Origin of the sequence: Amycolatopsis sp. NPDC005232, from assembly GCF_040607795.1 — a bacterium.
In the GTDB taxonomy this organism is placed as follows: Bacteria; Actinomycetota; Actinomycetes; order Mycobacteriales; family Pseudonocardiaceae; genus Amycolatopsis.
The window spans coordinates 169,350-185,526 of the sequence record NZ_JBEXHL010000008.1 but is presented as its reverse complement, the minus strand read 5'-3'; the positions used below and the strand labels follow the sequence as shown (position 1 = coordinate 185,526).

Genomic DNA, 16,177 nt, shown 5'->3' with positions numbered 1-16,177 from the left:
TCGCGGGTTCAGGCGGAGAGCCAGCGGTCGGCCAGAGCTGAGACCCATTCTGTCGCCGACCCCGGATCGTCGGGCGGACTGTCGACGATCACCAGCTCGTCGACGCCCAGCGAGGCCAGCTCCGCGACGTCGCCAGGGGCGGGATTGCGCAGGGCGACGGCGATCCGCAGTTCGGCGAGGTCTCGGCCCTGAGCGGCGAGGAAGTCCAAGCGGTCGGCGACCTCGGGAACGCCGTCGAGGTTGAAGCCGTACCAGCCGTCGCCCAGGGTGGCGGCGCGGCGAAGCGCCGAGTCGCTGTTGCCGCCGAAGATGATCGGGATGGTGGCGCCACAAGGTTTCGGATTCACGCGGATGGATGAGAACCGGACGAAGTCGCCCGTGAAGGAGGCGACGTCCGAGCGCCACAACGTGCGCATCGCGGCCACGTACTCCTCAGTCCGCGCCGTCCGCCGGGCGAAGGGCACGCCGAGCGCGTCGAACTCCTCGCGCGACCAGCCGACACCCACACCGAGGGTGAGGCGGCCGCCGGACAGGACGTCGAGGCTCGCGGCCTGCTTGGCGACGACGATCGGGTTGTGTTCGGGCAGGAGCAGGACACCCGTGGCGACGCGGATGGTCGAGGTGGCCGCGGCGGCGAAACTGAGGCCGATCAAGGGGTCGAGCCAGTCCGCGGCCGCCGGGACGGCGATGCGGCCGTCGGCGGAGTACGGGTAGCGCGAGGACGTGCGGTCGACCATCACGACGTGCTCGCCCGACCACAGCGTCGCGAAGCCGCACGACTCGGCCGCCACGGCGACCGCGTCGATCACGGCCCGGCGGGCGCCGGCGCCGATGCCCAGTGCGTGCAGGCCGAGCTGCATGGCTACCGTGCCTCCGCTTCTGGGTGAACCGCGGTTCAGGCCGGGGCGGTGGTGACGGCCAGCGCGTCGACCTCGATGAGCCACTCCGGCAGGCCGAGGGACGACACGCCCAGCCACGTGCTCGCGACCTTCGGGAACTCGTCGCCGAACACGCGCTGGGCCGCGGCGAAAATGGGCTCGATGAGCGCCGGCGAGGAGTCGACGACGTGGATCGTGTACTTGACCAGGTCGGCCGGCGTGCAGCCGGCGGCCGCCAGTGCCGCGCGCAAGTTGAGGAACACCTGCTCGGCCTGCGCGGCGTGGTCGCCGGGACCGACCAGCACCTCGTCACGGTCCAGGGCCACCTGCCCGGCGATCGCCACCAACCGCGCGCCGGGCGGGCCGACGGTCACTTGCGAGTAGAGGTCCATCACGGGCGGGGACAGAGTCTCGGGGTTGAGGTGGTCGACGGTCATCGAGGCCTCCCGGTGCCTCGGAGGTGGCTGGCTTCCGAGTGTGCGGCGGCTCGTGAACGGGTGTCAACCGTGGCGCAGACAACCTTGTCGCGAAGACGATCACCCCTACTCGGTTGGTGATTTCCCGGAGTACCCCGAAATACGGCACAGGGAGTCGCGGTGGGCATCTAAAGTGGACTGTCCGGAGTCGACGCGGACGTGGGGTGCGCGTGGTCGCCGGTGGGTGCGGGTTGGCCGGCGCCCGCGGTCAGGCTGGCGCTAGTCCCGCCCGCTGTCCGCGGCGATGCGGACGAAGCTGCGGACCTGCGGGCTCGCGCCGGTTTTGGGCCACGTCACGACGAGGTCGCTCGGCCCGTGGTCGGACAGTGGGATCGCGACAAGGCCCGCGGGCAGCGGTTGGTCGGCCGAACGAGAGCGGCCGCGGCGTTCCAGGTGATGTCGGGTCGGCGCAGTCGTACGCGAAGCGCGTGCTGGCGGGGCAGGCCCCGACCACCGCTCCCCTGCCGCGAAACACCCGGCAACGGACGTTCACCGTCTTCGGCCACGACGTGGTGGTCGACGGGACGCGGCCTGTGCTGCTCGGGGCCGCGGTGCTGGCGTGCGGGGCCGGGGTGCTGGCCTATCGGCAGATGAACGGTCGGCGAGCCGTCCGGATGTTCTCCGTGGCGCGTACCGCGATGCGGCGGCGGCCGGTGCGGGCGACCGGGTTCGTCGTCACTGTCGAAGGCAGCCCGTCGGCGGACACCGCCGCGCACGCGGCCGACCTCGCCGACTGGCTCCGGGGATCGGGCACCGGCACGGTGGTGCTCGCCGCCGACCCGGGCTGGGGCGACCCGCGGCTGCAGGCACTGCTGTCCGGTGCTGCGGTGACGACCGCGCGAGCCCGAGTGCTCGCCGCGGCCGCCGTGCGGGCCGACATCGTCGAGCGCGAGGTCCGGCCGGCGCTCGAGTCCGGTGCCATCGTGGTGATCGAGCGCCTGATCGACTCGCCGCTGGAACAGGACGGAACCGGACTCGACCTTGAGGAGCTGGCGGGCCTCGCGGAGTGGACGGCCGGCCGTCTTCGGCCGGACTTCACCATCCTGCTCGACCACGGCGCGGACGAGCCAGCGCCGGCAGCGGACGCCTGGGACCGGCGGATCCGCCGGTGGCTGAGGGACCGTTCGATGACCGCCCGCTGCGTCGTCGTCCAGACCGCCGATCACGATGCCGACCGGGCACAGATCCGTGCGGCGATGACCACGGCACTCGCCCGGATCGCCACGTCCGAGGCGGCCGAGGAACCGGGGCCGGTTGACCGCGATCGCCGCACCGGCACGCGTCCGGGCTTCTGACGGGGACCAAGCCCTCCGGGTAACCATCACCGCTGGTCACGAGTCGGGGAGATGCTTTTCAACGGCCGGCAGCGCGGATCGCCTTCCGCGGACGTACGACCGAGGAGAGCCACGATCCGACGCGGCCGTTGATCTTCCGGTGCCGTCCACCTCGGACCGGTAGGGTTCCCCCCGATGCCGGGGCTGTGCCCGCTCGCGCCGAGGAGGAAGACCGTGACCGAGGGCCGTGAGGCGACCACGACGGAGGACGGGCCGGCCGGCCGGGCGCGGCTCGCGCGGGACTCCGTGAAGCTGGCCGTGGTGGTCGGGGCGCTGGGGGTCGTGTTCGGCGACATCGGGACGAGCCCGATCTACACACTGCAGACGGTGTTCAGCCCGAGCGACCCGCACCCGGTGCCGGTGAGCGCGCAGAACGTGTTCGGGGTCGTGTCGCTGATCTTCTGGTCCGTGACGATCATCGTGACCGTCACATACGTGCTGCTGGCGATGCGCGCGGACAACGACGGTGAGGGCGGCATCATGGCCCTGATCACCCTGTTGCGCCGTCGCAACGGGCAGGGGCGGCGGCGGGTGGCCGTGGTGCTGGCGGGGCTGGGCATCTTCGGCGCGTCGCTGTTCTTCGGCGACAGCATGATCACCCCGGCGATCTCGGTGCTGTCGGCGGTGGAGGGGCTCAAGGTCGTCGACGACTCGTTCGAGAGCTGGGTCGTGCCGATCACCGCGGTGATCATCGTGGTTCTGTTTTTGGTGCAACGCCGGGGCACGGCCGCGGTCGGGCGGGTGTTCGGGCCGGTGATGATCGCGTGGTTCACCGTGATCGGCCTGACCGGCGTGACGGGCATCGTCAAGCACCCTGCGATCCTCGAAGCGCTCTCGCCCACGTACGCGCTCGACTTCATGGTCGGCCACTTCGACATCGCCTTCTTCGCGCTGGCGGCGGTCGTGCTGTCGGTCACCGGCGCCGAAGCGCTGTACGCGGACATGGGCCATTTCGGGCGCCGCGCCATCACGCGCGGGTGGCTGTTCCTCGTGTTCCCGGCGTGCGTGCTCAACTACTTCGGCCAGGGCGCGCTGATCCTCGAAGACCAGGCCAATCTGAGCAGCCCGTTCTTCCTGCTCGTCCCCGGCTGGGCCCGGCTGCCGCTGGTCTTGCTGGCCACGGCGGCGACCGTGATCGCGTCGCAGGCCGTGATCACCGGCGCGTACTCGGTCGCCTCGCAGGCCGCGCAGCTCGGGTACCTGCCGCGGCTGCGGATTGCGCACACGTCGGAGACCGAACGCGGCCAGATCTACGTGCCGTGGATCAACTGGCTGCTGATGGTTTCCGTGCTGACGCTCGTGTTCGCCTTCCGCAGCTCGTCGGCGCTGGCCTACGCGTTCGGCATGGCGGTGACCGCGACGATCACCATCACCACCCTGCTGTTCTTCTACATCGCCCGGTCGAAGTGGAGCACGCCGCCGTGGCTGCTCTGGGGCGGCGGGGGAGTGCTGCTGGTGGTGGACCTGCTGTTCGTCGCGGCCAACCTGACCAAGCTCGTCCACGGTGCGTGGCTGCCGCTGCTCATCGGCGTCACCGCGTTCACGGTCATGACCACCTGGCAACGCGGCCGCCAGATCGTGACGGCCGAACGCAACCGGCACGAAGGGTCGCTGCGCGAGTTCGTCGACAAGCTGCGCAACGGCGAGTCTCCGACGCAGACGGTGCCCGGCACGGCCGTGTTCCTCAACCGCGGCAACGACAGCGCGCCGCTGGCGATGCGCGCCAACGTGGAGCACAACCACGTGCGCCACGAGCACGTGGTCATCATGTCGCTCGAAACCGAGCCCGTGCCGCGGATCCCGGACGCCGAACGGATCTCCGTCGACGACCTCGGCTACGCCGACGACGGCATCACCCACGTCACGGCCCGCTTCGGTTACATGGAAACCCCCGATGTGCTGCGCACGCTCGCGCTCGTCGATCCCGCCGACACCGAAGGCCGCCTGCAGGTCGACGACGCGTCCTACTTCCTGTCGAAGATCGAGCTGCGCCGCGGCGACGAACCCACCATGGCGTCGTGGCGCAAGCGCCTGTTCATCGCCACCTCCTACATCACCGCCGACGCGGCCGAGTACTTCGCGTTGCCCCGCGAACGGACCGTGATCATGGGTTCGCACATCGACGTGTAGCGCGTCAGGAAGGTGCAGACGATGACCGACCCCGATCTGGAAACCCTGCGCGCGGCGGCCGCGCGAGGAGACTCCGACGCCGTCGACCAGCTGATCGAGCTGGCCGCCGAACGCGGCGACGCGGCCGAGCTGCGCCAGTGGGCGGCCGGTGGCAGTGCCGATGCCGCGGACCTGCTCGTCGAGCTGGCGACCGAACGCGAGGACCACGACGAGCTGCGGCGCCTGGCTCTGGGTGGCAACACCACGGCCGCGGAAGTGCTGGCGGAGCTGGAAAACGACTAGTCCGGCAGGGTCACTGCGGGGGCGGGATGTGGCGCGCGAAGGGGTCGTCGTCGTGGGAGTCGAGCCATGCGCCGGCCAGGCGGAGCAGCAGGGCCACCAGCACGAACCCGCCGATCGCGACCAGGGTGAACGTCAGGTCGGTCATGGCTCCAGCGTGCGGCTTCGGGCCGGTCGTGTCCTCGGCGCGGACGGAACCTTGACGCCCGCGAAGCGCTCGTTGACGGCGTTTTGCTGCCGTCAGTCCGATTCGGGCGACGGCAGATCGAGACGGGCGAGCTGGGCACGGGTCGTGACGCCGAGCTTCGGGAACGATTTGTACAGGTGATAGCCCACGGTGCGCGGACTGAGGAACAGCCGCGCGCCGATGTCCCGGTTGGACAGTCCCCGCGCGGCGAGGCGCACAACCCGCAGCTCCTGTGACGTCAGCACCCTAGCGGCGTCGGACGGCGCGGTGTGCGGGGTTTCGCCCGTGGCACGCAGCTCGCTGCGGGCGCGCTCGGCCCACGGCGTCGCGCCCAGCTCCTCGAAAAGGTCGACCGCCGTGCGCAGGTGGGTGCGCGCGGCGGCCCGGTGCTGGTTGCGCCGCAGCCATTCGCCGTGCAACAGGGCGGTGCGGGCACGTTCGAACGGCATGGTGCCGTCGGCTGAGTGGATGGCCTCGGCCTCGGCGAACCGGGCCGCGGTCTCGTCCCCGGTGAGGGCCGCGCACCGCCGGGCGACGGCGTGGGCCCAGTTCTGGTCGACGATCTCGGCCCACCGCGCGAACCGGTCGGCCGCCGTGCGCGCTTCGGCATCGCGCCCGCAGCGAGTCGCGGCTTCGACCAGGTCGGGCAGCCAGCGGGGCCCGTCGGGCAGGTCACGTTCGGCCGTGAGGCCGGCCAGCCGGTCGGCCGCCGCGTCGAACCGGCCGAGGCCGAGGTCGAGCAGGCCACGGGTGGCGGCGATCATCGGACCGCGCTCGTGCACCCCGGCGGGGATCGCGGCGATCGCGTCGGCGACCCCGGCTTCGTCGCCCCTGACGGCGGCGAGGATCGCGCGGACGCCGGCGAGATCGCCGACGACCGAGGCGTGTCCGGACTCCACGGCCAGGCGCAGGCCTTCGGCCACCGCGGCGGCCGCTTGCGCCGGGTGTCCCTGCCGCCAGCGAGCCCGGCCGAGGACGACGAGCGCGCCGGCGAGGGTGTCGAGCTGGCCGCCGGCGTGGGCGGTTCGTTCGGCCGTCGCGGCCAGGGAGTGCGCGAGGGCGGTGTCGCTGAGCACCAGGTACCAGCGGGCGGCGGTGACCAGGGCGCGGGGCGTCGAGAGGCTGCCGGTCGTCTGCCGGAGCGCGTCGATCGCCCGGCGCGGCGCGATGTCGGCACCGAAGTAGCCCTGGACCAGGCGGGCGATCGCGAGCACGTGGTCGGGCAGGTCGCTGGCGGCCGCGACGGCCTGCTCGACCGTCCGCCCGTCGCGCGCTTCCCACGCGGTCCGCACGACCGACAACAGCAGCTCGCCCGCCAGCTGCGGGTCGGCGGCGGCGACGGAGTCCGCCGCGGCGAGCAACACCCGCGGGTCGGGAGCATGGTCGTCCTCGGCCAGCGTGGCTTCGAGCAGCGCCAGCCGCGCCAGCGGAACCGGTTCGGCCAGCAACGGCGCGGCACGGGTGGCCAGTTCGGCGGCGCGTACGCGGTGGCCGGCGTTCGCCGCGGCACCGGCGGCAGCCACGAGCCGCTCGCCCTTGCCTTCGCGGTCGCTGCTGAGCTGCGCGGCGCGTTCGTAGGCCGTGGCCGCGTCCTCGGGTGCTCCGCGGCGCAACGCCCGGGTCGCGGTTTCGTCGAGGGCCCTGGCCACATCGTCGTCGGGGCCGACGGCGACGGCCGCGCGGTGGCGGGCGTGGCGGTCGGGCTCGGTCCGCGGGTCGAGCACGTCGACGAGCGCTTGGTGGGCTTCGTGCTTGAGCGCCAGCGGAGCTCGCGTGTAGGCGGCCGGCCGGATGAGGGGGTGGGTGAACTCGAGGCGGTCGCCCGTCGTCCGCAGCAGGCCGGCGTGCTCGGCCGCGGTGAGGTCGGCGGCGGTGGCGCCGCGCCGGGCCGCGGCGGCCAGGACGGTGGCGAGGTCACCGGTGCCGTCGGCGGCGGCGAGCCGGACGATCGTCTGCGCGGGTGCCGGCATCGCCGCGACCCGGCGGGCGAACTCCTGCTCGGTCCGGCTTCCCGACGTCGGGTTCGCGAACTCCAGCAGGGCCAAGGGATTTCCCGCCGCTTCCGCCCGGACACGGTCGTGCTCATGCCGGGAAAGACCGGCCGCACGGGCACGGAGAACCTCGGTCGCGGCGGCCGGGTCGAGTCGCGGTACGACGAGCTCCGGGATGCCCGGCGCGTCGTCGTCGCGCGTGGCGAACACCATCACCACGCACTCGTCCGTCAGCCGCCGGGCGGTGAACAGCAGCGCCTCTGCGGACGGGCGGTCGAGCCACTGCAGGTCGTCGACGACGAGCACGACCGGCCCGGCCCGCCCGACCGCGCCCAGCACGGCGAGACCGACGAGGAACCGGTCCGGTGGGCCGTCTTCGCCCTGGCCCAGGGCGGTGCGCAGCGCGGACGCCTGCGCCGCCGGCAACGCGTCGAGTTCGACGTCGCGGAGCAGGACGTGCAACGCGGCGTAGGGAATGTCCTGCTCCGCTTCGAGCCCCGCGTGGCGCAGCACCCGCACGTCACCGGCCGCGCGGGCAGCTTCGTCCAGGAGCGCGGTTTTCCCGATCCCCGCCTCGCCGCGGACCACGAGGGCGCCGGCGCCGGCGCGCACCAGGCGCGTCAGCGTGGCGAGCTCGGCGTCGCGTCCGAAGAGGACCATGCCGCCGAGGTTAGAACCTCCGGTGCGCTCGAGGTCAACCCAGCGCACGCGCCGCCCTCGCGTCCCGCAGCGCCCGGGCCCACCAGGTCAGCTCGTCGAGGAGGGTTTTCGCGGCCGCCGCCTTCGCCTCGGCGTCCAGGGGCCGGCCGGCCGCGTCGAACGAGGCCGGGATGCCGTGGAAGCTGACGACGTCGCGCAAGGTCGCGGCGTGCAAGCCGGCGAAGACCAGGCGCAAGGCCTCGACCGCGCGCAGGCCGCCGCAGAACCCACCGTACGAGACAAAAGCGACCGGCTTGCGCTGCCATTCGTCGTGGTGCCAGTCGATGAGCGTCTTGAGCGAGGCCGGGAAGCTGTGGTTGTACTCCGGCGTCACGATCACGAACGCGTCGGCGGCCTCCAGACGAGGGCCGACAGCCGCCACCTCGGACGGCACGGGTGAGGTGCCGAGCCGGTCGGGCAGGCACGCGTCGGCGAGGTCGAGCACGTCGACGTCCACGTCGGTCCTGGGCGCGACCTGCTCGAGGAACCAGTTCGCGGCAGTCGGGCCGAAGCGGCCTTCCCGGACGCTGCCGATGACGACCGCCAGGCGCAAGGGGTTCTCGCCGTCCACAGAGGTCTCCTTCCAGTGCTCGTTGTTCTTGTCACCGACCGTAGGAAACGGCCGGCGCGGGCGAATCAGTCGAATGACCGGTGCCGTGCCGAGATCGTTGACAGCCGCGGGCCGTCCCGCTCAGGGTGACGCTCGAAACTCCCGGAGAGAGGACGGACGACCATGCGGATCACCCGGTTCGAGGACGCGCGCGGAACGGGTACCGGGGCGCTGACCGACGGCGGGCTGCGCCGCCTGCCGTGGCCACGCCTCGACGACCTGTTCGCGGAGCCGGACCCGGCGGCGGCCGTGCGGGCCGTCGACGTGCGCGGGCTCGAACCCGTCGGCGAGCACCGGCTGCTGGCGCCGACCGCGCAGCGCTGCCAGCTCATCGCGACCGGCGGCAACTACGACGCCCACGTGGCCGAAGGCGGCCGGGCGGTGACGGAACCCGTATTCTTCCCCGCGCTGAGGAGCTCCATCCTCGGTCCGGGCGGCGAGATCGTGAAGCCCGCCGAGGACACGTTCCTCGACTACGAGGTGGAGTTCGCCGTGGTGATCGGCAAGCGGGTTTCGAAGCTGACGCCCGAAACCGCGATGGACGCGGTGTTCGGCTACACCGTCGCCAACGACGTCAGCGCCCGCGAAGTCATGGCGGGCAACAAACTGCAGATCATGCTCGCCAAGTGCCTCGACACCTTCTGGCCGGTCGGCCCGCACCTCGTGACCGCGGACGAGGTGCCCGACCTGGGCCGGCTGAAGGTGACTTCTTCGCTGAACGGGCAGCTGCGCCAGTCGGGCAGCACCAGCCAGCTGATCTTCGACGTGCCCACGCTGCTGAGCAAGCTCACCGCGTCGATCACGTTGCATCCCGGCGACATCGTGACCACGGGCACGCCGGGCGGGGTCGGCTACTTCCGGACCCCGCCCGAGTCGATGCGGCCCGGCGACGTGATCACCGTCGAGGTCGAGGGCGTCGGGGCGCTGACCAACCGCGTCATCGCGGGGTGGTAGCCCTGAGGTAGTCGGCGACCTCGCCGCACGGCGCGAGCCAGAGCCGGTCGTCCGCGCGCAGTTGCTCCACGAGCCGGGCGAGCGTGTCGAGCCGCTCGGGCGTGTCAAGCCACAGGGGGTGGAAGATGAAACTCACGTAGCCGCGTGCGTCGACCGTTTCCTGTGCGACGGTCCAGTACGAGGCCAGCATCTCGCCGGGGCCGAGCACCACAGTGGACGGTGGGCGGCGCAGGGCGGGGAAGTGGTAGGTCCCGTCGATGGTGTCCCAGCGGAACGGCAGCAGCGCCACGCCGTCGACCAGGCCTGCCGGCCCGCCGGCCGGCGAGACGAACTCGATTCCCGCGTCGCGCAGGATGTCCAGCGAGCCGGCGGTCAGACCGCCGCCGGGGGGCCGGAAACCGCGGACGGGGACGTCGATCTCCTGGAACAGGGCCATCGACTGGGTGATGAGCGCGCGCTGGTCGTCCTCCGTCAGCTCGCCCCACGCTTCGTGCTGGTAGGCGTGGCAGGCGAGCTCGTGGTCTTTCGCGATGGTGCGCAGGGCGTCGGGGTAGACGGTCGCGTTGAAGGATTCGACGAAGAAGGTCGCGCGCGTCTCGCCCAGGACCGCCAGCACCTTCGGCAGGTTCTCGCGCACGCTGGGGTGCTCGCCCAGCGGCGCGCCGGCGGGCCACCGGCCCCGGCCCAGGTCGGCGGCCTCGCCGAGGTTGTCGAACGTGATGCTCGCGGCCGCGAGTTTTCCTTCGGGGCCCCACGTGGTCACACCCATTGACGGTCCTTTCGGTGGTTTCCGCCCATGTTGTGGCGGGACTTCCCGGGGTGTCAACGCGCGCGGGCCGACTCAGGTCGTTCGACTGATTCGCCCTGGCGACGCGCGTTTCTACTGTCGAGGCGAGGACAACGTGGACAAGGAGGTCTCGCAGTGGGAGCAACGATCAAGTACCAGGGCGTGAGCCATCTGGCGCTGGTGTGCGACGACATGGCCCGGACGGTCGAGTTCTACGAGAACGTGATGGACATGCCGCTCGTGAAGTCGATGGAGATGCCGGGCGTGGGCCAGCACTTCTTCTTCGACATCGGCAACGGCGACGCCCTCGCCTTCTTCTGCTATGACGACGCACTGGTCCGGCCCGCCGCGCCGGGCATCGCGGCGCCGGGGACGAACACGGACGTGTCGGCCAACGGCTCGATGCACCACATCGCGTTCCGCATCGAGCCGGACGAGGTCGAGGCTTGCTGCGAGCGGTTCGCCAAGCTGGGCGTGGACTACCAGTTCAAGGCGCACAACAAGGGCTCCGACGGCCAGGACCTGTCCGATGTGGACGACGAGGACACGTTCTGCGCCTCGATCTACCTGTGGGACCCGGACGGGATTCGCCTCGAGCTGTGCGCGTGGCTGCCCTCGTGGTACGAGCTCGGCAACGACGTGGCCCCGATGTCGCGGAAGGTTCCCGTGGCGTAGGCGTCTGTGTTTCGCTAAAAGCGGGCGACCCCGGCCGGGGTCGCCCGCTTTTCACTGTGGCCCCTCGACGCCGAAGACGTGCAGCTGCATCGCGATGAGCTGGTAGTAGCCGACCACAGTGGACAGCTCGAACAGCTTCGCCGCTCCGAGCTTCGAGACGGCGTCGGCGTAGTCCTCGTCGGTGAGCGTGCCGTTGTCGAGCAGCCGACGGGTGGTCGCGACGATCGCCTGCTCCTCGGGATCGGCGAGTTCCGGCTCCCCGCCCTCGCGCAGCGCGGCGATCTCGTCGTCGGTCAACCCGAGTTGCCGGCCGACATGCTCGTGGGCGAACTGCTCGTAGCCGCTCTCCCGCGAAGCGGCGACCATCAGAATGGCCAGTTCCCGGGCCCGGTCGGACAGTTCTCCGCCGTGGCGCAGCGCCGCGCCGAGCCGCTGTAGCGCATCGCCGACCGGCGGGGTGAGCAGCATGGCGTTGAACGGCCCCGCGAGCGTCCCGTCGGGGTCCACGATGCCGAACGGGTTCCGTGCGCGCGGCCCCGCCGTGATCGACTCGTAGAGGCTCCGCTGGTCATCGGTCAACGCGGCGGGGGCGATGCGGGGAATCCGGCTCATGCCGGGAATCCTAGTGAAATCCCGTCCGTTGTGGCCTTCTTGGCGCGAACTACTCGGCGTCGCCCTCGAAGCGCGCGCGGGTGGGGTGCGGCGCGAGCCAGTCCTGCGCCCGGCGCCACCACACGTCGGCGAACGGCGCGAGGCCGGTGCGGTCGTCGAGGGTGCCGCCCTTGACGATGAGGGTTTCGGGGCGTTCGTGGAGGATCGTGAAGATCGGGGTGCCGCAGTCGCCGCAGAACAGGCGGTCGCGCAGGCGGCCGTTCTCGGTCCCGGTGGTGTGGTGGACCTTGGGCGTGCCCTCGATCTTCACCGCGTCCCGCGCCACCAGGACGTTCTCCGAGAACGCCGAGCCCGTGTGGCGCTGGCAGTCTTCACAGTGACACAGGACGACACCGTCGGGCCGGGCGTCGAACCGGTAGCTGATGGCGCCGCAGAGGCAATGGCCTGTTCGTGAAGCGGTGGGGGTCATGGCGCGATCTCCTTCTCTCAGTTGGGCAGCCGAGGCAGGAGTCGCACGTGGACAGTCCCGGGTGGCTGTGTTTCAAGTATTGCAACGGAAGAACCTCCGTACCTGCCCCCGCTGAACAGCGGATGGTGTGCGTACCACCGCCGGAGACAGGTTCGCGCGGCGACCTGGAGCGAAGCTCGTACTGCCGGGCCGGCAGGGAAGCCCCGAGTTCCGTAAGTCATCGTTCGTAGACATCGATAGTAGACATCATGTGTAGACTAGCGAGTGACGGTACACGGAACCCCACTGCGAGTCGGGTGGTTCGTGCGCCTGTTTCGGCGACCTTGAAGGAGAACGTGCCATGCCCCGAACCGGGGAGATCCTTCCGCTGACCGCGCTCGTCCTGGGGGGAGGTGGTCCCGTCGGTGCCGCGTGGACCTCGGCTCTGGTGTACCGGCTGGAGACCGCCGGGCTGCCGCTGTCCGAGTCCGGGGTGGTGGAGGGTACGTCGGCGGGATCTGTCGTCGGCGCGTGGCTGACGATGGATCCGGCCGGGCTGACCACCGTGCCCGCGATGATGCGGGAGCGCGCGGCCTGGCACGCCGGGAACGCCGCCGCCGGCCGCGGTGACCGGAGCTTGTTCCGGCGCCTGGCTCAGGACACCTCGAAGGGACCCGAGCGGGCACGGCGGATCGGTCAGGCCGCGATCGCCGAGGTGCCGCCGGTTTCGGAAACCGAGGCGGACGCGATGTGGACCCGCGCGCTGCCGAGCGGGGAGTGGCCACCTCGGCTGCGGATCACCGCGGTGAACACGGAGACCGGCCTGGCGCGAGGGTGGTCGCCGGCCGACGGCGTTTCCGTCGCGGTCGCGGTGGCGTGCTCGACGGCGGCACCGGGCGTCGCGCCGCCCGTGAGCGTGGCCGGCGTGGCCTGGGTCGACGGGGGAGTGCGCTCCGGCACCAACGCCGACTTGGCCGTCGACCCGGAGTGGCACGACGGCCGCACTCTCGAGCCGGGCCGTGTGCTCGTGGTGGCGCCGATGGCGTCCGCGGATCTCGCCCGCGAGGAGGCCGCTCTCGCCGAGCGCGGCCACCGCGTGCGGGTGATCACGGCGGACCCGTTCTACGAGAGGCCCCACGACCTGCTCGACCCGCAGTTCGTCGAACTCGGGGCCGAGGCCGGTGCCCGGCAGGCGGACGGTCTGGCCGAGGACCTGCTGAAGTGGTGGAACGAGCTGATCTGACCAGGCCCCGGTTCCAGTAAGGTCCACCGGAACGATCACCTCACGGCACAAGGATCCCGGGATGCCCGACTCTTCGTCTCCCCGTCGTCGCGACGCCGCGGCCAGCCGCGACCGGCTGCTGGCCGCGGCCGGCGAGTTGTTCGCCGACCGCGGCTACGACCAGACGACGGCCCGGGACATCGGCGAACGCGCAGGCGTCGACCCGACGATGATCGCGCGCTACTTCGGTGGCAAGGCGCAACTGTTCATCGCCGTCCTGCGTGCCGAGGGCGACCCGGGCGAGCGGCTTCCCGACATCCTGGAGCCGGCCCGGCTGAAGGGCCTGATCGAGCGCACCGGTACGCGCGGGCCGGGCCCGATCCTGCAGGCCGCCATCCGGCCGTACGACAATCCGGAAGCCCAGGAAGCCGCGCTCGCCGAGCTGGACCACCGCGTCCTGACCCCGCTGCGCGAGCGGTTCCTGCGCGAGGGCGTGGCGAACGCGGAGTTGCGCGCCGAAGTGCTGTCCGCCGCGTTGATCGGCGTGATCCTCGGCCGGCACGCGGGAACGTTGGAGCATCTGGCGGGCGCCGGCACCGAAGAGTTGCTCGCCCTGGTGCAGGAGATCCTCGGCACCGAGTGAGACCTGAGACCCGCTGGTGTCCTGAAAGGACAGCGCTCAGGAACTCGGGCTCGTCACCCGGCGCAGTGCGTCGAGGGTGGATTCCGGGGACGTGTTGAAGCAGAACGTGATGCCCGGGACCAGTTCGACCACGACGTTGACGAGGCGTTCGAACAGGAGGGTGTGCTCGGCGGCCATGCGGACGCCCGCGCCGATCATCGCCGCGGTGACCGGGTTCGCGGCCAGGCAGTCGCGGACCTGCTGCTCCGCTGCGTCGGGGTCGGCGGGGACGTAGCAGGGCACGAGGTCGAAGCCCGCGTCGCGCACGGCGGTCTCGCCGGCGGTGATGCGGGCGGTGAGGGTGGCTTCGTCGAGGCCGGGGTGACGGCTGTAGTCGAGGGTGCTGGGGTGCAGACCGAGCGAGAGGATGGGCACGAGGCGGGTCCCCTTTCGGGTGGAGGAGGCCCTGCCGAGGCTAGCGGCGCGGTGCTCGGCCGGGCGGCAGGCGCCAGTAAGGTACGGCGGATGGAGAACCTACGGCAGCAGATTCTCGCCGAGCTGGGCGTCAAGCCGGTCATCACGCCGAAAGCCGAGATCCGGCAGCGGGTCGACTTCCTCAAGGACTACCTGCGCTCGACGCCGGCCAAGGGCTTCGTGCTCGGCATCAGCGGCGGCCAGGACAGCTCGCTGACCGGCCGGCTGTGCCAGCTCGCCGGCGAGGAATTGCGTGCGGAGGGGCACGACGCCACGTTCGTCGCGGTGCGGCTGCCCTACGGCGTGCAGGCCGACGAGGAAGACGCGCAGATCGCGCTGGAGTTCATCAAGCCGGACCATTCGGTCACGGTGAACGTGAAGCCCGGCGCGGACGCCGTCGCGACGGAGGCCGCGCTCGGGATGAGCGAGCTGCTGGGCGAGGCGCCCGGTCTGCGCGACTTCGTTCGGGGCAACATCAAGGCGCGCGAGCGCATGGTGATCCAGTACTCGATCGCCGGCCAGCTGAACCTGCTGGTCGTGGGCACCGACCACGCGGCAGAGGCCGTCACCGGCTTCTTCACCAAGTACGGCGACGGCGGTGTCGACATCACGCCCCTGACCGGGCTGACCAAGCGCCAGGGCGCCGCGCTGCTGCAGGAGCTGGGCGCGCCGCCGAGCGTCTGGCAGAAGGTGCCGACCGCCGACCTCGAGGACGACCGGCCCGCCTTGCCCGACGAGGTGGCCCTGGGCCTCAAGTACTCCGAGCTCGACGACTACCTCGAAGGCCTCGACGTGACCCCGCAGGTCGCGGAGAAGGTGGAGTCGATCTTCCTCAAGACGCGCCACAAGCGGACCGTGCCGATCAGCCCGCTCGAGGACTGGTGGCGGAGCTGACCCGCGAGTGAAGGGCGGCCGGGCCCGCGAACCCGGCCGCCGTCGTCACTTGGCCGCGAGATCCTTCTGGACCTGTGCCTGCAGCGAGGGCCAGTACTGGAACAGTGAGCTCGGGTACTCCTGCCCCGGGAAGTACTGGTGGTACAGCTTGAGGAACGTGCCGTCGTCGACCACGGCGGCGAGTTGCTTGTTGTAGTCGGCGAGGAACTTGTCGAGTCCTTTTCGGACGGCCATCGCCTCGGGCAGCGGGTTCTGCACCGAGACGCCGACCTTCAGCCGCCCGGGGTGCTGGGCGAAGACCGTGATGGCCTGCACGGAGCTGACGACGAAGCCGTCGAGGTTGCCGTTGAGGAGCTGGTCGATGCCGGTGGCGTTCGTCTGGACGCTCACGACACTGGCCTGCGGCAACGTCTTCGCGGCGAAATCGGCCTGCGCACTGCCGATGCCGACGCCCACGCGCTTGCCGTTCAGGTCGGCGACGGTCTTGGCCGGCGAATCGGAGTGAACCAGCACGTCGTTGGCGTCCACGTAGAACGGCGTGGTGAAGGCGACGTTGCGTTTGCGTTCCTCGGACATGGTGAGGTCGGCGATCATCATGTCGTACTGGCCGGCGGTGACCAGCGGCAGACCCGCGCCGACGGTGGAGAGCTTGTAGGTGATCTTGAGGCCCATGCGCTTCGCGATGACGTCGTTGAGGTCGATCAGCATCCCGGCCGGCTTGCCGCTCGCGTCGGGTGACACGAACGGCGCGTCGCCTTGCGGGACACCGGCGGTGATGGTGCCGGGTACCGCGAGGCCGTAGGGGTCCGTGCTCGCGGAGTCGCCACCGCCGCAGGCGGAAACGGTCAGCAGCCCGGCTGCCGCGAGCGCGGCGAAGGCGGTCCGGAATCGTCGGCGCATTTCTT

18 protein-coding genes are annotated in these 16,177 nt (G+C 71.2%); 8 read left to right on the top strand and 10 right to left on the bottom strand.

The features are described 5' to 3' along the window. Positions 1-8 precede the first annotated feature (8 nt). Positions 9-860 (bottom strand): LLM class F420-dependent oxidoreductase, encoded by an 852-nt coding sequence (locus ABZU76_RS17775; protein ID WP_354870482.1) that lies wholly within the window; start codon positions 858-860, stop codon positions 9-11. A 35-nt stretch (positions 861-895) separates the two neighbouring features. Then, entirely contained in the window at positions 896-1,315 is a 420-nt protein-coding gene (locus tag ABZU76_RS17770) for a RidA family protein (RefSeq protein ID WP_354870479.1), read from the bottom strand. Positions 1,316-1,782: 467 nt separating this feature from the next. Here ABZU76_RS17770 and ABZU76_RS17765 point away from each other — a divergent pair, with 467 nt between their 5' ends. The 3 genes from ABZU76_RS17765 (at position 1,783) to ABZU76_RS17755 (ending at position 5,100) form a co-directional block, all read left to right on the top strand. Then, complete coding sequence (locus ABZU76_RS17765; RefSeq protein WP_354870476.1) at positions 1,783-2,649, top strand: hypothetical protein; 867 nt, start codon at positions 1,783-1,785, stop codon at positions 2,647-2,649. 213 nt (positions 2,650-2,862) lie between these two features. Then, positions 2,863-4,818: a KUP/HAK/KT family potassium transporter gene (locus ABZU76_RS17760; RefSeq protein ID WP_354870473.1), complete on the top strand. Its 1,956-nt coding sequence runs from the start codon at positions 2,863-2,865 to the stop codon at positions 4,816-4,818. Between the two features lie 21 nt (positions 4,819-4,839). Further along, entirely contained in the window at positions 4,840-5,100 is a 261-nt protein-coding gene (locus ABZU76_RS17755; RefSeq protein WP_354870470.1) for a hypothetical protein, read from the top strand. A gap of 10 nt (positions 5,101-5,110) precedes the next feature. On the opposite strand, the gene ABZU76_RS17750 is transcribed toward ABZU76_RS17755, so the two are convergent. The 3 genes from ABZU76_RS17750 to ABZU76_RS17740 all read right to left on the bottom strand — a co-directional run bounded on the left by ABZU76_RS17750 (position 5,111) and on the right by ABZU76_RS17740 (position 8,545). Beyond that, on the bottom strand, positions 5,111-5,245 hold the full coding sequence (locus tag ABZU76_RS17750; protein WP_255637990.1) for a hypothetical protein: 135 nt from the start codon (positions 5,243-5,245) through the stop codon (positions 5,111-5,113). 92 nt (positions 5,246-5,337) lie between these two features. Next, positions 5,338-7,935 (bottom strand): AAA family ATPase, encoded by a 2,598-nt coding sequence (locus tag ABZU76_RS17745; protein ID WP_354870467.1) that lies wholly within the window; start codon positions 7,933-7,935, stop codon positions 5,338-5,340. 34 nt (positions 7,936-7,969) lie between these two features. Continuing rightward, a complete protein-coding gene (locus ABZU76_RS17740; RefSeq protein WP_354870464.1) occupies positions 7,970-8,545 on the bottom strand; it encodes an NAD(P)H-dependent oxidoreductase in 576 nt (191 codons plus the stop codon). Between the two features lie 162 nt (positions 8,546-8,707). Between ABZU76_RS17740 and ABZU76_RS17735 the strand changes: the two genes are divergently transcribed. Next, a complete protein-coding gene (locus ABZU76_RS17735) occupies positions 8,708-9,538 on the top strand; it encodes a fumarylacetoacetate hydrolase family protein (protein WP_354870461.1) in 831 nt (276 codons plus the stop codon). Here the strand turns inward: ABZU76_RS17735 and ABZU76_RS17730 are convergent. Next, positions 9,522-10,307, bottom strand: a complete 786-nt coding sequence (locus ABZU76_RS17730; protein ID WP_354870458.1) for a polysaccharide deacetylase family protein — start codon at positions 10,305-10,307, stop codon at positions 9,522-9,524. The two genes, ABZU76_RS17735 and ABZU76_RS17730, sit on opposite strands and share 17 nt — an antisense overlap. Before the next feature lie 153 nt (positions 10,308-10,460). Here ABZU76_RS17730 and ABZU76_RS17725 point away from each other — a divergent pair, with 153 nt between their 5' ends. Next, on the top strand, positions 10,461-11,000 hold the full coding sequence (locus tag ABZU76_RS17725) for a VOC family protein (protein ID WP_220240341.1): 540 nt from the start codon (positions 10,461-10,463) through the stop codon (positions 10,998-11,000). A 51-nt stretch (positions 11,001-11,051) separates the two neighbouring features. Here the strand turns inward: ABZU76_RS17725 and ABZU76_RS17720 are convergent, their stop codons facing one another. Next, positions 11,052-11,612 carry a carboxymuconolactone decarboxylase family protein gene (locus ABZU76_RS17720; protein ID WP_354870455.1) on the bottom strand — a complete coding sequence of 187 codons (561 nt, stop codon included), beginning with the start codon at positions 11,610-11,612 and terminating at the stop codon, positions 11,052-11,054. A gap of 49 nt (positions 11,613-11,661) precedes the next feature. Further along, positions 11,662-12,081: a GFA family protein gene (locus ABZU76_RS17715; protein ID WP_354870452.1), complete on the bottom strand. Its 420-nt coding sequence runs from the start codon at positions 12,079-12,081 to the stop codon at positions 11,662-11,664. Positions 12,082-12,421: 340 nt separating this feature from the next. Here ABZU76_RS17715 and ABZU76_RS17710 point away from each other — a divergent pair, with 340 nt between their 5' ends. Together ABZU76_RS17710 and ABZU76_RS17705 are read left to right on the top strand one after the other, a co-directional pair. Continuing rightward, positions 12,422-13,303, top strand: coding sequence for a patatin-like phospholipase family protein (locus ABZU76_RS17710; RefSeq protein WP_354870449.1), 882 nt, complete (start codon positions 12,422-12,424; stop codon positions 13,301-13,303). A 61-nt stretch (positions 13,304-13,364) separates the two neighbouring features. After that, positions 13,365-13,925: a TetR family transcriptional regulator gene (locus ABZU76_RS17705; RefSeq protein ID WP_354870446.1), complete on the top strand. Its 561-nt coding sequence runs from the start codon at positions 13,365-13,367 to the stop codon at positions 13,923-13,925. A 36-nt stretch (positions 13,926-13,961) separates the two neighbouring features. On the opposite strand, the gene ABZU76_RS17700 is transcribed toward ABZU76_RS17705, so the two are convergent. Next, positions 13,962-14,339: a hypothetical protein gene (locus ABZU76_RS17700; RefSeq protein ID WP_354870443.1), complete on the bottom strand. Its 378-nt coding sequence runs from the start codon at positions 14,337-14,339 to the stop codon at positions 13,962-13,964. Positions 14,340-14,429: 90 nt separating this feature from the next. Here ABZU76_RS17700 and nadE point away from each other — a divergent pair, with 90 nt between their 5' ends. Continuing rightward, positions 14,430-15,272, top strand: a complete 843-nt coding sequence (nadE, locus tag ABZU76_RS17695; RefSeq protein ID WP_354870440.1) for an ammonia-dependent NAD(+) synthetase — start codon at positions 14,430-14,432, stop codon at positions 15,270-15,272. 45 nt (positions 15,273-15,317) lie between these two features. Here nadE and ABZU76_RS17690 read toward each other — a convergent pair whose 3' ends face one another. Continuing rightward, entirely contained in the window at positions 15,318-16,172 is an 855-nt protein-coding gene (locus ABZU76_RS17690; RefSeq protein ID WP_354870437.1) for a transporter substrate-binding domain-containing protein, read from the bottom strand. Positions 16,173-16,177: the final 5 nt, after the last annotated feature.

Coding starts and splice junctions, on each gene's coding strand:
- ABZU76_RS17775 (WP_354870482.1), bottom strand. CDS start 860: ATGCAGCTCGGCCTGCACGCACTGGGCATCGGCGCCGGCGCCCGCCGG.
- ABZU76_RS17770 (WP_354870479.1), bottom strand. CDS start 1,315: ATGACCGTCGACCACCTCAACCCCGAGACTCTGTCCCCGCCCGTGATG.
- ABZU76_RS17755 (WP_354870470.1), top strand. CDS start 4,840: ATGACCGACCCCGATCTGGAAACCCTGCGCGCGGCGGCCGCGCGAGGA.
- ABZU76_RS17750 (WP_255637990.1), bottom strand. CDS start 5,245: ATGACCGACCTGACGTTCACCCTGGTCGCGATCGGCGGGTTCGTGCTG.
- ABZU76_RS17745 (WP_354870467.1), bottom strand. CDS start 7,935: ATGGTCCTCTTCGGACGCGACGCCGAGCTCGCCACGCTGACGCGCCTG.
- ABZU76_RS17735 (WP_354870461.1), top strand. CDS start 8,708: ATGCGGATCACCCGGTTCGAGGACGCGCGCGGAACGGGTACCGGGGCG.
- ABZU76_RS17730 (WP_354870458.1), bottom strand. CDS start 10,307: ATGGGTGTGACCACGTGGGGCCCCGAAGGAAAACTCGCGGCCGCGAGC.
- ABZU76_RS17720 (WP_354870455.1), bottom strand. CDS start 11,612: ATGAGCCGGATTCCCCGCATCGCCCCCGCCGCGTTGACCGATGACCAG.
- ABZU76_RS17715 (WP_354870452.1), bottom strand. CDS start 12,081: ATGACCCCCACCGCTTCACGAACAGGCCATTGCCTCTGCGGCGCCATC.
- ABZU76_RS17710 (WP_354870449.1), top strand. CDS start 12,422: ATGCCCCGAACCGGGGAGATCCTTCCGCTGACCGCGCTCGTCCTGGGG.
- ABZU76_RS17705 (WP_354870446.1), top strand. CDS start 13,365: ATGCCCGACTCTTCGTCTCCCCGTCGTCGCGACGCCGCGGCCAGCCGC.
- nadE (WP_354870440.1), top strand. CDS start 14,430: ATGGAGAACCTACGGCAGCAGATTCTCGCCGAGCTGGGCGTCAAGCCG.
- ABZU76_RS17690 (WP_354870437.1), bottom strand. CDS start 16,172: ATGCGCCGACGATTCCGGACCGCCTTCGCCGCGCTCGCGGCAGCCGGG.